Source organism: Celeribacter ethanolicus (genome assembly GCF_002407265.1).
Lineage (GTDB): Bacteria > Pseudomonadota > Alphaproteobacteria > Rhodobacterales > Rhodobacteraceae > Celeribacter > Celeribacter ethanolicus.
Map to the genome: position 1 here is coordinate 965,420 of NZ_CP022196.1, position 17,113 is coordinate 982,532.

The window sequence follows — 17,113 nt, forward strand, 5'->3', positions numbered from 1 at the left end:
GCCGCCCTCCTCCTCAAGAGACCAAACGACAGCCCGACTCGCAGCCGGATGTCAAAAGCATGCCATATTTAATTCACCTGTCAAAAAAATAATCTCGCTTTTGCCGAAAAATTAGGTGTAAATGAATCGTCAAACAGATGAAAACCGTGAAATTTCATGCTACAGAGCGGCATTTAATTAGACAGGTAAACTATAATGCCCGACACTGGACTGCCAGATACGCCCGCCGCGCCCGATTCCACGACCACGGACCTCGCCTCGGACACCTCCCCGGAGCATCGGGCACAAGGCACCGGCTGCGGACCGCTGTTTCCAACGCCGGACAGCAGCGCCAAATCGACACGTCAACAGCTTTTCGAAGCGGTACGCGCCGCAGGCGCGATCCCGCGCGTGGATCTGTCGCGCCAGACCGGGTTTTCCCCCGCCACCGTGACCCAAACCGCCGCCGACCTGATCGCCACGGGGCTGATCGAGGAAACCGACCTGCCGCGCCGCGAAGGCGATGGCGGGCGCGGTCGCCCGCCCGTCGGCCTCAAGATCCGGCCCTGCGCCGGGATGGTCGTCGGGGTCAAAATCTCCGACCGTTCGAACTCCGCCGTGGTGCTTGATCTCGCCGGTCAGCTTCTCGGCTCCGCCACCCTGCCCGCGCCGCCCACCGCGCGCAGCACCGAAGAAATCCTGACCGAGGCGGAAGTGCTCGTACAGACCGCCCTGCAAGACGCCGGACGCAGCGGTGCCCGCCCCGACGCCATCGCGCTCGGCCTGCCCGGCATGGTCGATTTCGATCTCGGTCGGGTGCTGTGGTGCCCCTTCATGGAAGAAGCCGACATTCCGCTCCGCGATTTGCTGACCGCCCGCCTCGGTGCGCCGGTGCGGATCGACAATGACGCCAACCTTCTGGCGCTCGCGGAGCTGTGGTTCGGCGAGGGGCGCGGTCTCGACAACTTCGCCGTGGTCTCCATCGAGCATGGCGTCGGCATGGGGCTTGTGATCAACCACCGCCTGCATCGCGGCGGCATGGGTCATGGCATGGAGATCGGTCACACCAAGGTGCAGCTCGACGGCGCGCTCTGTCGCTGCGGTCAGCGCGGCTGTCTCGAAGCCTATGTCGCCGATTACGCCTTGGTGCGCGAGGCGCACACCGCGCTCAACCTCGGCCATCAAAGCACCTGCGCCGACGTGATGCTGGAAACCCTCTACCGACAGGCCAAGGAGGGCAACGCCTTGGCCCGGACGATCTTTTCCCGCGCGGGGCGCTATCTTGCCGTCGGGCTCGCCAATGTGGTGACTCTGTTCGATCCGGCGCTGATCCTTCTCTCCGGAGATCGTTTGCGCTACGATTTTCTCTATGCCGAAGAGGTGCTGAGCGAGACCCGCGCGCTCACCCATCGCCCCGGCCGTCCGCCCACGCCCGTGGAAATCCACGCCTGGGGCGATCTGGTCTGGGCGCGGGGTGCGGGCGCGCTGGCGCTCGAATTTGCCACGGAGACACTGGTCGGATGACCCGCGCCCTCTTTTTCGTCGCTTCCCTCGCCCTGCCCCTCGCCGGTCAAGCCCAGACCATCCCGCAATTCCAAGACCGCTCCGACGCGCTTCCGGCGCAGATCTACGCTGGCGGCTGGGAGCATTACGTCGGCGGCGGGCTGGCGGTGTTCGATTGCAACGGCGACGGCCTACAGGAGATCTTCGCAGCGGGCGGCGCGATCCCCGCCAGCCTGATGCTCAACCGCTCTGGTCAGGGCGGCGCGCTTCGGTTCGAGCCCGGCCCCCTGCCGATGATCACCGGCGTCACCGGGGCCTACCCGCTCGACATCGACAGCGACGGCACGCTCGATCTCGCCGTGCTGCGCGTGGGCGAAAATCTCTTGCTCAAAGGCATGGGCGACTGCCGCTTCGAGGTGGCAAACGACGCTTGGGGCTTTGACGGCGGAGACCGCTGGACCACCGCCTTTGCCGCCGGTTGGGAGGGCAACAATGACCGCCCAACGCTGTTCTTCGGCAATTACGTCAACCGCGACGACCCGAACGGCCCGTTCGAGGCCTGCGACAGCAATGAATTGCACCGCCCAGCCGTGCACGGTTGGGACAAAACCCCGCTCAGCCCCGGCTTTTGCACCCTCTCCGCCCTGATCTCCAAAGGCGCGCGCGGCGTCCAGAGCCTGCGGCTCTCGAACGACCGGCATTACTACGTCAAGGGCGGCTATGAGCAGGTCTATGACCTTCAGAACAATCGCTTTCTCGATGAGAGCGACGGCTGGGAGCGGGTCTCGCTCTGGGGCATGGGCATCGCCGAGCGCGACATCAACGGCGACGCGGTGCCGGATGTCATGCTGACCTCGATGGGCGATCAGCTTTTGCAATTCGGCCACCCGGGCGGCACCTATGAGGCCGCGCCTTTCGACATCGGCACCTATGCGCACCGGCCTCACCTGGGCGATGACGGGCGCGCGTCCACCGGCTGGGCGGCGGATTGGGGCGATCTGGACAACGACGGGCGCGTCGATCTGTTCATCGCCAAGGGCAATGTCGAGCAAATGCCCAACAATGCCGCGCGCGACCCGAACAACCTCTTGCAGCAAAAGCCCGATGGCACCTTCCGCGAGGTCTCCATTGCGGCGGGGGTGGCCTCTTTCGCCAAATCCCGCGGCGCGCATCTGGTGGATTTCAATGGCGACGGGCGGCTCGATCTGGTGGTGGTCAACCGCGACAGCCCGATGGAGCTTTATGAAAACGTCACCCCTTCGGGAAACTGGCTCGACGTCAGTCTAACGCAGCCGGGGGTCAACCCGCGCGGCGTCGGGGCCGTGGTCGAGATCGCGACGGAGGGGGCGACGCAGGTGCAGGAGATCACCGTCGGCGGCTCGCATGGCTCCGGCAAGGCGGTGCCGCTGCATTTCGGTCTTGGCGCGACAGAAACGGCGCGGGTTCGGGTGACATGGCCGGATGGCACTCAAACCGACTGGGTCGGGATCGACCGGCTCAATCGCTGGGTGCAACTGGCACGCTGAGCTTACTTTTCGAAAGAAAGCCCCGAGGGCACCCGCTCCGGGATGCCCAACCGGTCCGGATCGTCCTCAAGCGCCGCCAAAAACGCCATCAGCGCGTCGATCCCGGCCTCCGGCAGCGTCCGATCCTCGACCTCGATGGCCGACAGGATCGCCGCCACATCCGCCTCGGTCTCCATAACCTCCCAGTCCTCCACCGGCAAATCCGGCAGGATCGCCTGCGCCCGATCATAGTGCAAAAGACTGTCGGCAGGCGCGAGATGGGCCACGATGAAACTCCGCAAATCGCGATAGGCCCCGGCGTGCCCATAGGGCGCGGTCAGCGTCACGTTGCGCAGGGACGGCGTGCGGAAGGCATAAAGGTCCTCCGCCTTGCCCGTCACGCGAAACCGGCCTTCATCACGGCTGCCGCGTTCGAAATCCAGCGTCTTGCCGGGGCCGAGCTGCGGCTGACCCATGGCGTGAAAATCGTGATCGGTCTGGAACGGTCCGGCATGGCAGGCGGCGCATCCCGCCTCACCATAAAACAGCGCCATGCCCTCTGCGGCCTGATCCGAAAGCTCCGCCTCTTCCCGCAAAAAACGGTCAAACGCGCTGTCATCGGCGCGGAATTCGAAGGCCATGAACCCGGCGATGGCATTGGAAATATCGGCAAAGCCGATCTCCCGCCCCGCCGCGATCTCCGGGTACACCTCCTCGAACCGCGCCTGATACTCCGGAATGCCCGAGACCTTGGCGGCGATCATGTCCCACGCGCCGCCCTCGCCGGAAAACCGCCCCATGCGGATCGCTTTCGAGAGGGGGTTTTCGCTGACATTGCCGCCCATTTCGTCGGGCGAGAGCACCGGAAACGCCGCCTGCGTCGCCAGAATGCCGGAGACTTCGGCGAAAAACCCGTCCTCGATCGGCACGCGCAGCGCTCCATTCACCCGCTCGACCCGCCCGTCATGAAACATATGGGTGAACGCGCGCGCGCCGAGATTGTAAAGCGCGGGCGCGTTGCGCGGCACCCGGTCCTCCGGCACATTCGCCGGGTCCGCGACCCGATCCGGCCCCAATCCGATGCCGCCCTCGCCCATGCCCAAAGACAGCCCGTCAGAGGTGCCAAAGCGCGGATGATGGCAGGTCGAACAGGAGATATTCTCGTTGCCCGACAGGATCGGATCGTAGAACAAAAGCTGGCCCAATGCGGCTTCAGCCTCGCTCACCGGCAGGTAATCGGCATCCGTCACGGGCGCGGGCAGCTCAAACGCCCCGGCGGCCCCGCCGAGCAGAACAAGACAAAGCGTCAGATCAGCCCGCATATTCGACATAGGCAAAAGCCTTGCCGTCCGGCGACCAGGACGGCACGTTCATCGTCCCCTGACCGCCGGTCAGTTGCACGAGGCTTTCCACCGACCGGTCCTTGCCAGTCCAAAGCCTGAGTTCAACCTGAAACCCCGAAGGATGGCCGATGGTGCCCTCTGGATAGGCCAGATAAACCACCTGCCCGTCCGGCCCCGGATGCGGGAACCAGTTGACCATCGCGTCCTCGGTCATCCGCTCAAGCCCCGATCCATCCGCCCGCACCCGCCAAAGCTCGCTCTCGCCCAGACGGTCCGAGTTGAACCAGATCCATTCGCCACAGGGCGAGAAATCCGGCCCGTCATAGCGATGCGCCCCCTCGATGATACAGGTCTCGCCCGAGCCATCCGCCTTCGCCGTGTAAATCCCGAACAACCCTTCGCGCACCGCCGTATAGCAGATCATCCGCCCGTCCGGCGAAATGCCATGGAACCACGACGGTTGCTTGGCCGTCACCTCGACAGGATCGGCCTCATCGACGCCAAGCGCCATGCGCCAGATCCGCGCCGCGCCGCCGTAGGAATGATCGGTAAAATAGAGCGTATCGCCATCGGGCGACAGGCCGTGATCGTTGTTGACGTTGACGCAAAGCCCGGTGTCGATCTCCAAAAGCTCCGGGTCGTCCAGCTCGACCCAGAACAGGCTGCCATCGCCATTGACGATGAGCGCCGTGCCATCCGGCACCCAGTTCGGCGCGGCAATTTCAAGCCCGGTCTCCAGAACAGGCATGGCCTGCCCCTCCTCAAGATCGTAGATCATCAGACGCGAGACCCAACCCGACATGGCACCCTCCCGATACATGGTTCTCCAAGGCTACACCGAGGCGCGCGCGCCGACAATGGCTTGTATCACAGGCGGTTACGCCTTTTCACCGCGCCCTTCGGAGGACATCGCCCAGAGGTTGATCTTTTCCTCATCCGCATACTTGTCGATCAGGGCCAATTCCTCATCCGAAAAGCTCAGATTGTCGAGCGCACCGACGCAATCGACCACCTGCGACGGTTTCGACGCTCCGATCAGCGCCGAAGTGATCCCGCCTTCGCGCAACACCCAGGCCAGCGCCATCTGCGCCAACGTCTGCCCCCGCGCGGCGGCGATCTCGTTGAGCGCATTGAGGCTTGCAATGGCATGATCCGACAGCATTTTCGGATCGAGCGATTTGTGCTGCGTGGCGCGCGAGCCTTCGGGAATGCCCTTGAGATATTTACTCGTCAGCATGCCCTGCGCCAGCGGCGTAAAGGCGATGGAACCGACGCCAAGTTCCTTGAGCGTATCCTTCAACCCGTCGCGCTCCACCCAGCGGTTGAGCATATTGTACGACGGCTGATGGATGACGCAGGGCGTGCCGAGATCGTTCAGGATCGCGACCGCCTGCCGCGTCCGCTCGGCATTATAGGACGAAATCCCGACATAGAGCGCCTTGCCCTGCCGCACGATCGTATCGAGCGTCCCCATGGTTTCCTCCAAGGGCGTCTCGGGATCGAAACGGTGGGAATAGAAGATGTCGACATACTCGACCCCCATGCGTTTCAGCGATTGATCGCAGGAGGCCATAAGATATTTGCGCGATCCCCATTCGCCATAAGGCCCCGGCCACATCTCATACCCCGCCTTCGAGGAAATGATCATCTCATCGCGGTAGCCCTTGAAATCGCTTTTCAAAATCTCGCCGAACGCCTCTTCCGCGCTGCCCGGCGGCGGGCCGTAATTGTTCGCCAGATCGAAATGCGTCACCCCCAGATCGAAGGCCGTGTGCAGGATCTCGCGCTTCACCTGATGCGGCGTGTCATGGCCGAAATTGTGCCACAACCCCAAGGAGATCACCGGAAGTTTCAGCCCGGATCGCCCACACCGATTGTAGATCATCTTGTCATACCGCGTCTCTGCCGGAACATAGCTCATGGCATCCTCCCTCAAAGCCAGTCGTCGTAATCGCTGACCAAAAGGTGCAGCGGGGCCGCGTCTTCGTCCAGTTGCGAAAACCGCCCAATGGGGTCGCGAAAGATGTTGTCCGTGCGGTCGTCATTCACATTCGACACCTCGCCGATCAGAACCCTTCCGCCCTCGCCCCAGAACGCATGCCAGTGCCACGGCTCCAGCGTCACGCTCTCGCCGGGCGCCAGCGCCAGATGTTCGCCGGGCTTCAAGCGCCGCACCTGACCGTCGGTCAGCACCTCAACCGGCGCGGTTTCATCGAAGCCGCCGTCGTCAGACCGGGTCCAAAGCTCCAACACCAGCGTCCCGCCACCGCGGTTGATGATGTCCTCAGTCTTCTTGATGTGGTGATGCATCGGGCTGATCTGGTTCTCCTCCGAAATCAGCAATTTCTCCGCATAGAGCGGCCCCATGCCTCGCGCCACATTCGCCGCATTACCGTTCCTGAGCGTGAACAGAAACAGCCCGAGATGTTCGAAATCCCCCTGACCGTAATCCGTGATGTCCCAGCCCATCATGTGATCCCGGATCACCGCACCACCGCCCGCCACATGCGCCTGCAACGCCTCCGGCGTCAGATAGGCAAAGGGCGGCAGGACAAAGCCGAAAGACTTCATAAACGCATCCGCCTCGCGGATGATCTCATTGACGGTCGAGCGTTTCACAGCGTGCCTCCCATGGTTGCGGAATACAGGTCTCTCAAGATGAAATTCACAGGTTTTCCAATCTTTTCCGGCACAAACCTGATGGTTACAGGCATCCCCGGCAACAGGGTCACCGCATTGGCCGAAAACCGCCCCGGCCCATCGGCCTCAAGCGCCACGAAGGGCGCGAGCGCTTTCGCCTCCAACGCAATCTCAACTTCGCCTTCCGTCTCTTTGATATTCATCGAAATTCTTGGGTCGCAAAGGTCATATTCCTTCCATGCCTTCGGAGCATAGAAATCCCCTCCGGCGCCGCCTTCATACTGCCATGTAAAGACGTAAATCTCATCGTCCTTCAGCGTCCCGGTCGGCAGATCGAACAGCTCCAGCGCCTTTGACGGCCAGGCCGACACCTCGACCTCCGCCAAGGGCCGCGCCCGGCCCGCCAGATCGACGGCGGCCACCTGCACCGTCACATCGACATTTTCTCCGAAGTCATTGACAATGAAGAAAACATCCTTTTCACCCTCGGGCACGACCAACACCGAAATCGGCGCATAAAACCGCGCTGCCATATGATGTGACAGCTTCCATCCGCCGCCATGATCCAGCGTCGACCAACTCGCACAGGGCCATGTGTCGTTGAGCTGCCAATAAAGCGTGCCCCAACACGATCCCTTCTGCGCCCGCCACGCGGAGATCGCGGTCTTGAGCGCCAACCCCTGCTGCACCTGACTCAGATAGATCACATCCTCCATGCGCTGCGGCAGGCGAAGCTCCCGCATCATCGTCGTCACGATCCGCGCGTTGCCGCCCACATTCTTCTGATGGCTTTCCATCGCGGGCGAGGACGGGTTCAGATCGCCGATCCACTCCGTCGCCACGCCCCGTGACGGAAAGGACTGAAACCCGAATTCCGACACAAACCGCGGACGCACATCCCGATACGCCGCAAACGGCTTGTTCTCATGCCAGACGTCCCATACATGCATGTCGCCCGAACCGCCGTCATGCCAGCCATCGCCAAAATCAAGCCGCCCGCGCGACGGCGAGGACGGCCACCAATTCGCCTCCGGATCGACCTCTTTCAACGCTGTCTCAATCGTCCGGTTCAGCCGATCATAGGCCACCAGATGCCGGTCCCGTTCCGCCCCGCCGCCGGTCAGTTCATCGAGCATGCCGATGATCTCATTGTCGCCGCACCACAGTGCCAGACAGGCGTGATGCGACAGGCGCTCAACCTGCTCCCGCACCTCCGCCGCCACATTGTCGAGAAACGCCGCATCCGCCGGGTAGAGATTGCAGGCGAACATAAAGTCCTGCCACACCATCAGCCCAAGCTCATCGCAGAGGTCATAGAACCAATCCGGCTCATAACGCCCGCCGCCCCAGACCCGGATCATGTTCATATGCGCATCCACCGCCGATTGCAGCAAATCGCGCACCTTCGCACGCTCAATCCGCCCCGACAGCGCCTCGGCGGGCACCCAGTTCGCCCCCTTGGCAAACACATCGCGCCCGTTGACCCGGAACTTGAACCCAAGCCCCCGATCGTCGCGCAAGCACACATGTTCGATCCGCCGGAGACCGATCCGCCGCATCGCCACAGCCGCCCCGCAAATCACCTCCAGATCGTACAACCTCTGCGCGCCTTGCCCCGCAGGCCACCAGAACTCCGGCACCTCGACGAAAAACTTCGCCTCCGCCACGCCAGCCTCGACAACCGCCTCGCGCACCCGATCTGCAAAGCGCATCTCAACGGATGCCCCGTCCCCATGCACCACATGCGTTCGCACGGTCACCGACACGCTTTCGCTCTCGATGTCATGATGCGCCTGCACCACCTCGATGCGCCCGAACCGGGTTTCCTTTGCTGGACAAATACTCACAGCACCCGCGCCAAAAGGCGCCAAGGCCGGGTTCCAGTCCCAGCCGAAATCGCATTGCTGTTTGCGCAGCATATTGATGTTGGGGATCGCGCAATTGCCCCTGTGATAGGGCACCTCGACCGGCTGTTCCGCCTGACGCCGCGCCGCCTCCCGCACTACGGAGAGAAAGCGCAATTCAATCTCGTTCTCCCCCTCCCGCGCAACCTCCGACAGGTCCGCGCGCCATGTGCGAAACGCATTGTCCGCCGTCAGCACAAGCTGCCCGTTCACCCGCACCTCGACCACCCCGTCGAGCGCCTCAAGCACCAGCTCCACCGTCCTGTCGTCCAGTGTCACCGTCCGCGACAGCACCCAGTCCCGCTCGGCAATCCAGCGCAAATCTTCGGCATTGCGACCGGCATAAGGCTCCGGGATCAGCCCCGCCGCGGCCAGAGACGACACCGCATCGAAGGGCAAAGAGACCTCGATCTCATGCCCCTGACCATCCGACAGCCGCCACCCTGTCTCCAAAGTCCGTTCTGATCTCTGCGACATGCGCGTGGCTCCCTGAAGTTTTCTGTCGCGCCCCTTCTGCCGCACCCCGTCTGGGCGCACAAAGCGGCAGAAGGTCCCTGTTGGCGCTATCAGACCCAGTTTTGACCCGACAGTCAAACATCTTTCAAAGCGTTTTGAACCCTTCGCCACCGGCGTTTTGCGGTTGACCGCCCAAGTGCAGCCGGTAAACCCGTCTCAGCAATGAGGGCAGTTCTCATGTATGACATCCTGTCGAAACGGGTCGGCCAGTTGGCGCGGCTGACGGCCTATCTGGGTGGTTTCGGATTGTTCGCGGTGATCGCAGTCACCTGCGTCTCGGTCACGGGCCGCGCGCTCGGGGGGATCGGGCTCGGGCCACTGCCCGGCGACATCGAACTGGTCGAGCTTGGCATCGGCTTCGCCGTTTTCACCGCCCTGCCTTACGCGCAATATGCCCGCGCCCATGCCCGGGTCGATCTGATCCGACCGGCGCTCGGCGCATTGCCCAACCGCCTCCTTGATCTCGCAGGCGATCTGCTCATGTTCGGCTTCACCGCCGGGCTCTCCTGGCGGCTCTGGCTCGGCACGCTCGACAAGGCGACTTACGGCGAGACCTCGTTCATCCTGCAAATCCCGATGGTCTGGGGCTATCGTGCCGCCATGGCCGCCATGGTCGTCGCCGTGATCACCGCCGGGTTCTGCGTGATCCGCTCCGCCCGCGCCCTCGTTCTGCGGGAGGCACGCGCATGAGCCGCATCGAGATCGGCCTCTGGTCCTTCCCCGTCCTTCTCCTGCTCATCTTCCTGCGCATTCCGATCGGGGTCGCCATGGCCGTCGTGGGCTTCGGTGGAGCTTATCTCCTGAACGGCAACTCCCTGATGATGCTGAGCCAGCTCAAACATCTGACCTATGGCGAGTTCTCCTCCTATTCCTTCTCGATCATCCCGCTCTTTCTGCTGATGGGCCATTTCGCCACTCTGGGCGGCATGTCGGCGGGGCTGTTCAAGGCCGCAGAAACATGGCTCGGCCATCGCAAGGGCGGCATCGCCATGGCCGCCGTGGGGGCTTGCGCGGGCTTTGGCGCGATCTGTGGCAGCTCGCTCGCGACCGCCGCCACCATGGGCAAGACCGCCCTCCCGGAACTCAAACGCTACGGCTATTCCGGCCGCCTCGCCACCGCCTCTCTGGCGGCGGGCGGCACGCTGGGCATCCTCATTCCGCCATCCCTGATCCTCGTGGTCTATGCTATGCTGGCCGAAGAAAACATCGCCAAGCTCTTTCTCGCCGCCTTCCTCCCCGGCCTTCTCGCCGCCATCGGTTACATGATCTGCATCTCGATCTATGTCCGCATCCGGCCCGATTGCTGCACCTCTCGCGCCGCCGCCACATGGTCCGAACGCCTCACCGCGCTCGCCAGGGTCTGGCCCGTCCTCCTGATCTTCGGCGCCGTCGTGGGCGGCATCTATCTCGGCGTTTTCACCCCGACCGAAGGCGCCGCCGTCGGCGCGGCTGGCACCGGGCTTGTGGCGTTGTTCTCCGGCGCGCTCACATGGCGCGGCATCGGCGAAGCCATTCTTGAAACCGCATCCTCCACCGGCATGATCTACCTGATCCTCCTGGGCGCGAAAATGTTCAACAATTTCCTCGCCCTCTCCGGCCTGCCCATGGCCGCCGCCGGATGGGCCGAGGGGCTGACGCTCTCGCCCTGGCTGATCCTCACTGCCGTTCTCCTGATGTATCTCGCCTTCGGCTGCGTCATGGACAGCCTCTCGATGATCTTCCTCACCATCCCGATCCTCTACCCGATCATGTCCGGGCTGGACTTCGGCCTGCCGCCGGGCGAATTCGGCCTCTGGTTCGGCGTCATCGTCCTGATCGTCGTCGAGGTTGGGCTGATCACGCCCCCTGTCGGCATGAACCTCTTCATCATCAACGCCTTGGACCCAGAAGTCCCGATCTCCGAGACCTTCAAGGGCACCTTGCCCTTCGTCCTCACCGACCTGATCCGCGTGGCGATCCTCGTCGCCTTCCCGATCCTGACCCTCGGCCTCGTGCGACTGGTATACTGATGCTGCCGCCCATTCACCTCTGGGGCATCTCCGCCCCTCTGGAACCCTTGGGCGGTGGGCATCGCAATGCCGTGTTCCGCACCTCCGAGCTGGCGCAAGATCTGGTCTTCAAATCCACCCGCCGCACGGAGGCGCAACTGCGCTGGCTTGCCCCCGTCCACGCCGCCGCCGAGACTGCGGGCTTTGTCACTCCCCGGCTGATCCCCGACCGGACCGGACGGCTCAACGCCGATGGCTGGACCTGCGAACCCTTTATCGAAGGCCGCCCGTTTCAGCCCGAAAACCTGCCGCAAATCGCCGAGCGCGTCGACGCCTTTCACATGGCCACGGCAAACCTCTCGCAACGCCCTGAATTTTGTTCGTCATGCGAACTCCTTACAGAAACCACCGGCGGCGACGTCGATCTTACCGCCCTGCCCGCCGATCTCATGGCGCTTTGCCGCACCGCGTGGCAAGCGCTTGGCAGTGAAACCGGCGTCATCCATGGCGATCTCACGGCTGGCAACCTGATCCACACCACCCAAGGCCCGGCGTTGATCGACTGGGACGAGGCCCGCGTCGATCACCGCGCCTATGACCGGCTCCGCACCCGGCCCGAGACCGCCACGGCCGCCGAGAAAACCGCCGCCCTGGCATGGGAAGTCGCCGCAAGCTGGCAGATCGAACCCGACCATGCCCAGCTCGTCGCCCGCATCCTCAGAGCCCGTGTCTAAAGCCGCTCCAGCCAGCCCTGCAAAAGCCCGTCGAGGGCGGAAAATTCCTCCGCACTGAGCCGATCCGTCAGCCGTTTCTGCGTCGCAACATGGTCCGCCACCGCCCGCTCGATCACCTCAAATCCCGCCTCCGTCAGCGCCACGATCGCCTTGCGTGCATCCCCTTCGTCCGCCCGGCGCTCGACAAGGTTCTGCGCCTCCAGCCGGTTGATCCGATTGGTCACCGATCCCGATGTGATCATCATCCGCGCCATCAACTGCCCCGCACTCAGCGCATAGGGCGACCCCGCCCGGCGCAGCGTCGCGAGCAAATCGAAGCTCGCCTGATTGAGACCGTGGCGCGCGAAAGTGGCCTCCATCTCCGCACCAAGCAACCGCGTCAGTCGCGCCATGCGCCCCAAAAGCGCCATCGGCCCGGTGTCGAGATCGGGCCGTTCCCGCGCCCATTGTGCGCGAATATCGTCGAGTGTGAGTGTCGTATCTTCCATCCGGTCACGGTCTCAGAAATTTATCTTGACGTCAAGATTTCACGGCTTATCTTGACGTCAAGATAAAATGAAAGACCCGACATGCCCCACCCCGCACATCCCCGCGACATCGCCCTGACCGCCCTTGCGCCCACGATCTGGGGCGCGACCTATCTCGTCACCACCACGCTCTTGCCCCAGGGCATTCCGGTCACCGTCGCGCTTTTGCGCGCCCTGCCAGCGGGGCTTTTGCTGCTCCTGATCCTGCGCAAGCTGCCGACTTGGGACTGGGTGCCACGACTGCTGGTCCTGGGCGGGCTCAATTTCACCCTGTTCTTCATCTGCCTGTTCATCGCCGCCTACCGCCTGCCCGGCGGGGTGGCCGCCACCTTGGGCGCAACCCAGCCGCTGATCGTTCTGATCCTCGCGCGCCTGCTGCTGGGCTATGCAATCCGGCCTCTGGCGGTCCTCGCGGGAATTGCCGGGCTGATCGGTGTCGCCTGTCTCGTGCTCTCGCCCGATGCCGCCCTCGATCCCGTCGGCATCACCGCCGCGCTGATCGGAGCGCTTTCCATGGCGACCGGCACGGTTCTGAGCCGCAAATGGTCCCCGCCCGTGCCGCCTCTGGTCTTCACCTCATGGCAGTTGATCGCAGGTGGCGTGCTGCTGTTGCCGCTCGCGCTCCTGATCGACCCGCCGCTTCCCGCGCTGAGCCTCGCCAATGTCTCGGGCTTTCTGTTCCTCGGGCTGATCGGCGGCGCGCTGGCCTATTTCCTGTTCTTTCGCGGCATCGCCACCATCGGGCCAGAGCGCGTCGCGCCGCTCGGGTTTCTCAGCCCCGTCACCGCCGTACTCTTGGGCGTTCTCGTGGCGCACGAGACCCTGTCCCTACCGCAAATCATCGGCATGGCGCTGATCTTCGGCTCGGTCTGGCTTGGGCAATATGCCCAAAGCCGTCCTCTCCGCTCCTGACCGCACAAAAGAAAACGCCCTCCAGTGGAGGGCGCTTTCACTCTTAAGCCGCGTCGGTTGCGGGGGTCGGACCTGTCACATCCCCCAGCGCCTTCATCGCCGCGAACTGGCTGAGGAACACTTGCCCCGTCAGGTCATGCAGGAAATGCGAGCGTTGCAGGCGATCCATCACCGGCCCTTTGACCTCGGACAGGTGGAACTTGATGCCGTTGTCGGCAAGGCGGCTGTTGACCTCTTCCAGCGCCTCAAGCGCCGAGCTGTCGATCTCGTTGATCGCCGTACACATCAGCACCACATGTTTGAGCGCCTTGTCCTCCGCCATGCGGTCGAGGATGTAATCCTCCAAAAAGCGCGCATTGGCGAAATACAGGCTCTCGTCGACGCGGATGGTCACCAGCTCCGGCGTGGTCAGCACCTCGTGCCGCTTGATATTGCGGAAATGCTCGGTGCCCGGAACAAGACCCACCTCCGCGATATGCGGTTTCGAGGTCTTGTAGAGGTGCAGCGCAATGGACAGGATCACCCCCGCCGACACGCCCACCTCGACGCCGGAGATCAGCGTCAGAACGATAGTCGCGAGCACGGCGGTGAAATCGGCTTTCGAATAACCCCATGTGGTCTTGAGGATTTTGAAATCCACCAGAGACAGCACAGCCACGATGATCGTCGCGGCCAGCGTGGCCTGCGGCAGGAAGTAGATCAGCGGCGTCAGGAAGAGTGCTGCGATGGCGAGACCGACGGCGGTGAACGCCCCCGCTGCCGGGGTTTCCGCGCCCGCGTCGAAGTTCACGACCGAGCGCGAGAACCCGCCCGTCACCGGGAAACCACCGGTGAACGCGGCACCGAGGTTGGCCGCGCCCAGACCGATCAATTCCTGATCGGGATCGACCCGCTGACGTTTCTTGGCCGCGAGCGTTTGCGCGACCGAAATGGATTCCACGAACCCGATGATCGAGATCAGCAGCGCCGGAATGAACAGTTGCTTCAGCAGCGCCAGCGAACTGATCGGCCAGGTGAAGGGCGGCAGGCTCTGCGGCACCTCGCCGACGATCCGCACGCCGTGTTGATCGAGGCGGAACACACCGACGACCAGCGTCGTCACCACCACGGCGGCCACCGGCCCCGCCTTGGTCACCACATCGGCCAGACGCGGACCGAGACCCGCTTTGCGCAGAAGCGGTTTGAGCCCCTTGCGCACCCAGAACAGGAAGGCGGTCGCCAGCACCCCGATCACCAGCGTGATCCAGTTGATCTCGCTCAGATGGGTCCAGAGGCTTTCGAGCAAGTGAACGAGCGTATGCCCGCCAGCACTGACGCCGAGGATATGTTTGAGCTGCGAGGCCGCGATCAGCACGCCAGACGCGGTGATAAAGCCCGCGATCACCGGGTGCGACAGGAAATTCGCCAGAAACCCGAGCCGGAACAGCCCGAGCGTCACCAGCATCGCCCCCGACAGGAAGGCAAGCGTGATGGCGGCGGTGGCATAGCCCGCCGTGCCCTGCTCCGCCACGGCCCCCACGGCGGCGGCGGTCATCAGCGACACCACGGCCACCGGCCCGACGGCCAGCGCCCGCGAGGTGCCGAACACCGTATAGAGCATGATCGGCACGATGGAAGCATATAGCCCCGCCTCCGCCGGCAGCCCCGCAAGCAAGGCATAGGCCAGCGACTGCGGGATCAGCATGATCGTCACGATGATCGCGGCGATGCCGTCATTGGCGAAAGCGTTGGCGTTGTATTTCGAACCCCAGTCGAGAATGGGGAGGTAGCGTTTGAAAACGCGAGGATCGAACGACACGGCGTGCCTGTCCTTTCTGGTCTTGCGGGCGACAAGGGGCGAAGTCACCTTCGCCCCCGGCCCGGTTCACATTATTTCGCCGAAACTTTTTCCGGTTTGATCATCCATTCCTTGCCGCGCAGCATCGCTTTCCAATAGATCGGCGGCAGGATCTGTTCCTTGAGCAACCACGCCTTGCGCGTCGGTTTCGTGCCATCGAGTACCCATTTCGGGAAGGACGGCAAAAGCACCCCGCCATAGCCGAACTCCGCGAGAACGATCTTGCCCTTCTCGACGGTCAGCGGGCAGGAACCGTAACCGTTATACCCGGCCTGCGGCCCCTTGCCGTCAATGTCGGCGGCCACATTCTCGGCCACGATCGGCGCCTGCATCCGCGCGGCAGCGGCAGTTTTCGCGTTCGGCGCATTCATCACATCGCCCAGAGACCAGATGTTGTCATATTCCTTGTGGCGCAGCGTGACCTGATCCACATCGACCCACCCGGCGGCATCCGAGAGCGGCGACACCTTGATGAAATCCGGCGCAGACTGCGGCGGCACCACATGGATCATGTCGAAATCGACCGTCACTTCCGTCGGTTCGCTGTCCGGCTTCGAGACCGTAAAGGTCGCCTTTTTCGCCGGGCCGTCGATGGATTTCAGATTGTGGAAGAAATTCAGGTTCGCCCCGTAGCGCTCGACGTATTTCTCCAGCGCAGGCACGTAATCCTTCACGCCAAACAGCACCCCGCCCGCGTTCATGAACTGGATGTCGATGTTCTTCAGAACCCCCGCCTGTTCCCAGTTATGCGCCGACAGGTACATCGCCTTTTGCGGCGCACCGGCGCATTTGATCGGCATCGGCGGTTGGGTGAACACGGCCTTGCCGCCCTTCAGCCCCTTCACCAGCTCCCAGGTGTAGGGCGCAAGGTCATAACGATAGTTCGAGGTCACGCCGTTCTTGCCGAGCGTCTCCACGAGGCCTTCGATCTTGTCCCAATCGAGTTTCAGACCCGGACAGACGATCAACCGGTCGTATTTCACAACCCGGCAGCCATCGAGAATGACCGCGTTGTTCTTCGGCTCAAAGGCAGCGACTGCGGATTTGAGCCAATGCACCCCGCGCGGGATCAGCGAGCCCATGGTCTTCGCCGTGGTCGCCGGTTCGAACACGCCCGCGCCGACCATGGTCCAGCCCGGTTGGTAATAATGAATATCCGCCGGGTCGATGATCGCGATGTCGAGATCGGGCTTGCGCGACTTCAGCGAGGCCGCCACGGCCACGCCCGCCGCACCGCCGCCGACGATCACCACGTCATGCTTGGCATCTTCCACAGAGTCGGTCGGGGTCACGCCGCCGTTCGCGATCCGACGCGCCACGCCGGTCATGTCATAGCCCGCAGCCTTGGTGGCCGCGAGAATGTCGACCACGGATTTCTCCTTGGCCATCGCCAGAGACCACAGCGTCGTCGTCCGCGTGCCCGTGCGGCAAAACCCGAACACCGGCCCCGGCAGTTCGGTCAGCGCCTGACGAAACGCGGTGGCGGTCTCTTCGGTCACCATGCCCGGCGTCACCGGCAGGTAGAGGAATTCGAGCCCCGCGACCTTCGCCGCCTGTTCCATCTCCTCATGGGTCGGCTGGTCGGCCGCTTCGCCATCCGGACGGTTGCACACCACCGCGCGGAAACCGCGGCGCTTGAGCTTTTCCATGTCCTCGGGCTGGATCTGACCGGAGACCGACAGGCCGTCCGTGATCTTCTTGATTTCCATTCGTGCGTCTCCTTTT

At 63.4% G+C, this 17,113-nt stretch carries 14 protein-coding genes; 6 read left to right on the plus strand and 8 right to left on the minus strand.

Features of this window, described 5'->3' with window-relative positions:
* The first annotated feature begins 195 nt into the window (after positions 1-195).
* Positions 196-1,503 carry an ROK family transcriptional regulator gene (locus CEW89_RS04705; protein WP_096805084.1) on the plus strand — a complete coding sequence of 436 codons (1,308 nt, stop codon included), beginning with the start codon at positions 196-198 and terminating at the stop codon, positions 1,501-1,503.
* The gene (locus CEW89_RS04710; RefSeq protein ID WP_096805085.1) at positions 1,500-3,008 is read left to right on the plus strand and encodes a CRTAC1 family protein; all 1,509 of its coding nucleotides are present in this window, start codon (positions 1,500-1,502) and stop codon (positions 3,006-3,008) included. The genes CEW89_RS04705 and CEW89_RS04710 overlap by 4 nt, the downstream gene beginning before the upstream one ends.
* Before the next feature lie 2 nt (positions 3,009-3,010).
* Here CEW89_RS04710 and CEW89_RS04715 read toward each other — a convergent pair whose 3' ends face one another.
* The 5 genes from CEW89_RS04715 to CEW89_RS04735 form a co-directional block, all read right to left on the minus strand.
* Positions 3,011-4,309: a cytochrome-c peroxidase gene (locus CEW89_RS04715; RefSeq protein ID WP_244906197.1), complete on the minus strand. Its 1,299-nt coding sequence runs from the start codon at positions 4,307-4,309 to the stop codon at positions 3,011-3,013.
* On the minus strand, positions 4,299-5,132 hold the full coding sequence (locus tag CEW89_RS04720; protein WP_096805087.1) for a TolB family protein: 834 nt from the start codon (positions 5,130-5,132) through the stop codon (positions 4,299-4,301). Before CEW89_RS04720 ends, CEW89_RS04715 begins: the two co-directional genes overlap by 11 nt.
* Positions 5,133-5,207: 75 nt before the next feature.
* Positions 5,208-6,251 (minus strand): L-glyceraldehyde 3-phosphate reductase, encoded by a 1,044-nt coding sequence (gene mgrA, locus CEW89_RS04725; protein WP_096805088.1) that lies wholly within the window; start codon positions 6,249-6,251, stop codon positions 5,208-5,210.
* An 11-nt stretch (positions 6,252-6,262) separates the two neighbouring features.
* Entirely contained in the window at positions 6,263-6,949 is a 687-nt protein-coding gene (locus tag CEW89_RS04730) for a D-lyxose/D-mannose family sugar isomerase (RefSeq protein ID WP_096805089.1), read from the minus strand.
* On the minus strand, positions 6,946-9,351 hold the full coding sequence (locus CEW89_RS04735; RefSeq protein WP_096805090.1) for a beta-mannosidase: 2,406 nt from the start codon (positions 9,349-9,351) through the stop codon (positions 6,946-6,948). Before CEW89_RS04735 ends, CEW89_RS04730 begins: the two co-directional genes overlap by 4 nt.
* A gap of 216 nt (positions 9,352-9,567) precedes the next feature.
* Between CEW89_RS04735 and CEW89_RS04740 the strand changes: the two genes are divergently transcribed.
* From CEW89_RS04740 to CEW89_RS04750, 3 genes are read left to right on the plus strand one after another with little or no spacing between them, the layout of a single operon-like run.
* On the plus strand, positions 9,568-10,080 hold the full coding sequence (locus CEW89_RS04740; RefSeq protein WP_157779760.1) for a TRAP transporter small permease: 513 nt from the start codon (positions 9,568-9,570) through the stop codon (positions 10,078-10,080).
* A complete protein-coding gene (locus tag CEW89_RS04745) occupies positions 10,077-11,399 on the plus strand; it encodes a TRAP transporter large permease (RefSeq protein ID WP_096805092.1) in 1,323 nt (440 codons plus the stop codon). The genes CEW89_RS04740 and CEW89_RS04745 overlap by 4 nt, the downstream gene beginning before the upstream one ends.
* Positions 11,399-12,112: a phosphotransferase enzyme family protein gene (locus CEW89_RS04750; protein WP_096805093.1), complete on the plus strand. Its 714-nt coding sequence runs from the start codon at positions 11,399-11,401 to the stop codon at positions 12,110-12,112. Before CEW89_RS04745 ends, CEW89_RS04750 begins: the two co-directional genes overlap by 1 nt.
* Here CEW89_RS04750 and CEW89_RS04755 read toward each other — a convergent pair.
* A complete protein-coding gene (locus CEW89_RS04755) occupies positions 12,109-12,600 on the minus strand; it encodes a MarR family winged helix-turn-helix transcriptional regulator (protein WP_096805094.1) in 492 nt (163 codons plus the stop codon). The two genes, CEW89_RS04750 and CEW89_RS04755, sit on opposite strands and share 4 nt — an antisense overlap.
* Positions 12,601-12,681: 81 nt before the next feature.
* On the opposite strand from CEW89_RS04755, the gene CEW89_RS04760 reads away from it, so the two are divergent.
* Positions 12,682-13,551 carry an EamA family transporter gene (locus CEW89_RS04760; RefSeq protein WP_096805095.1) on the plus strand — a complete coding sequence of 290 codons (870 nt, stop codon included), beginning with the start codon at positions 12,682-12,684 and terminating at the stop codon, positions 13,549-13,551.
* A 43-nt stretch (positions 13,552-13,594) separates the two neighbouring features.
* On the opposite strand, the gene CEW89_RS04765 is transcribed toward CEW89_RS04760, so the two are convergent.
* Positions 13,595-15,349, minus strand: coding sequence for a SulP family inorganic anion transporter (locus CEW89_RS04765; RefSeq protein WP_096805096.1), 1,755 nt, complete (start codon positions 15,347-15,349; stop codon positions 13,595-13,597).
* Between the two features lie 71 nt (positions 15,350-15,420).
* Entirely contained in the window at positions 15,421-17,097 is a 1,677-nt protein-coding gene (locus tag CEW89_RS04770; protein ID WP_096805097.1) for a bifunctional protein tyrosine phosphatase family protein/NAD(P)/FAD-dependent oxidoreductase, read from the minus strand.
* Positions 17,098-17,113: the final 16 nt, after the last annotated feature.

What these genes read in the sequence shown, in the direction of transcription:
- CEW89_RS04705 (WP_096805084.1), top strand. Translation starts at nt 196, where the DNA reads ATGCCCGACACTGGACTGCCAGATACGCCCGCCGCGCCCGATTCCACG.
- CEW89_RS04710 (WP_096805085.1), top strand. Translation starts at nt 1,500, where the DNA reads ATGACCCGCGCCCTCTTTTTCGTCGCTTCCCTCGCCCTGCCCCTCGCC.
- CEW89_RS04715 (WP_244906197.1), bottom strand. Translation starts at nt 4,309, where the DNA reads ATGCGGGCTGATCTGACGCTTTGTCTTGTTCTGCTCGGCGGGGCCGCC.
- CEW89_RS04720 (WP_096805087.1), bottom strand. Translation starts at nt 5,132, where the DNA reads ATGTCGGGTTGGGTCTCGCGTCTGATGATCTACGATCTTGAGGAGGGG.
- mgrA (WP_096805088.1), bottom strand. Translation starts at nt 6,251, where the DNA reads ATGAGCTATGTTCCGGCAGAGACGCGGTATGACAAGATGATCTACAAT.
- CEW89_RS04735 (WP_096805090.1), bottom strand. Translation starts at nt 9,351, where the DNA reads ATGTCGCAGAGATCAGAACGGACTTTGGAGACAGGGTGGCGGCTGTCG.
- CEW89_RS04740 (WP_157779760.1), top strand. Translation starts at nt 9,568, where the DNA reads ATGTATGACATCCTGTCGAAACGGGTCGGCCAGTTGGCGCGGCTGACG.
- CEW89_RS04745 (WP_096805092.1), top strand. Translation starts at nt 10,077, where the DNA reads ATGAGCCGCATCGAGATCGGCCTCTGGTCCTTCCCCGTCCTTCTCCTG.
- CEW89_RS04750 (WP_096805093.1), top strand. Translation starts at nt 11,399, where the DNA reads ATGCTGCCGCCCATTCACCTCTGGGGCATCTCCGCCCCTCTGGAACCC.
- CEW89_RS04755 (WP_096805094.1), bottom strand. Translation starts at nt 12,600, where the DNA reads ATGGAAGATACGACACTCACACTCGACGATATTCGCGCACAATGGGCG.
- CEW89_RS04760 (WP_096805095.1), top strand. Translation starts at nt 12,682, where the DNA reads ATGCCCCACCCCGCACATCCCCGCGACATCGCCCTGACCGCCCTTGCG.
- CEW89_RS04770 (WP_096805097.1), bottom strand. Translation starts at nt 17,097, where the DNA reads ATGGAAATCAAGAAGATCACGGACGGCCTGTCGGTCTCCGGTCAGATC.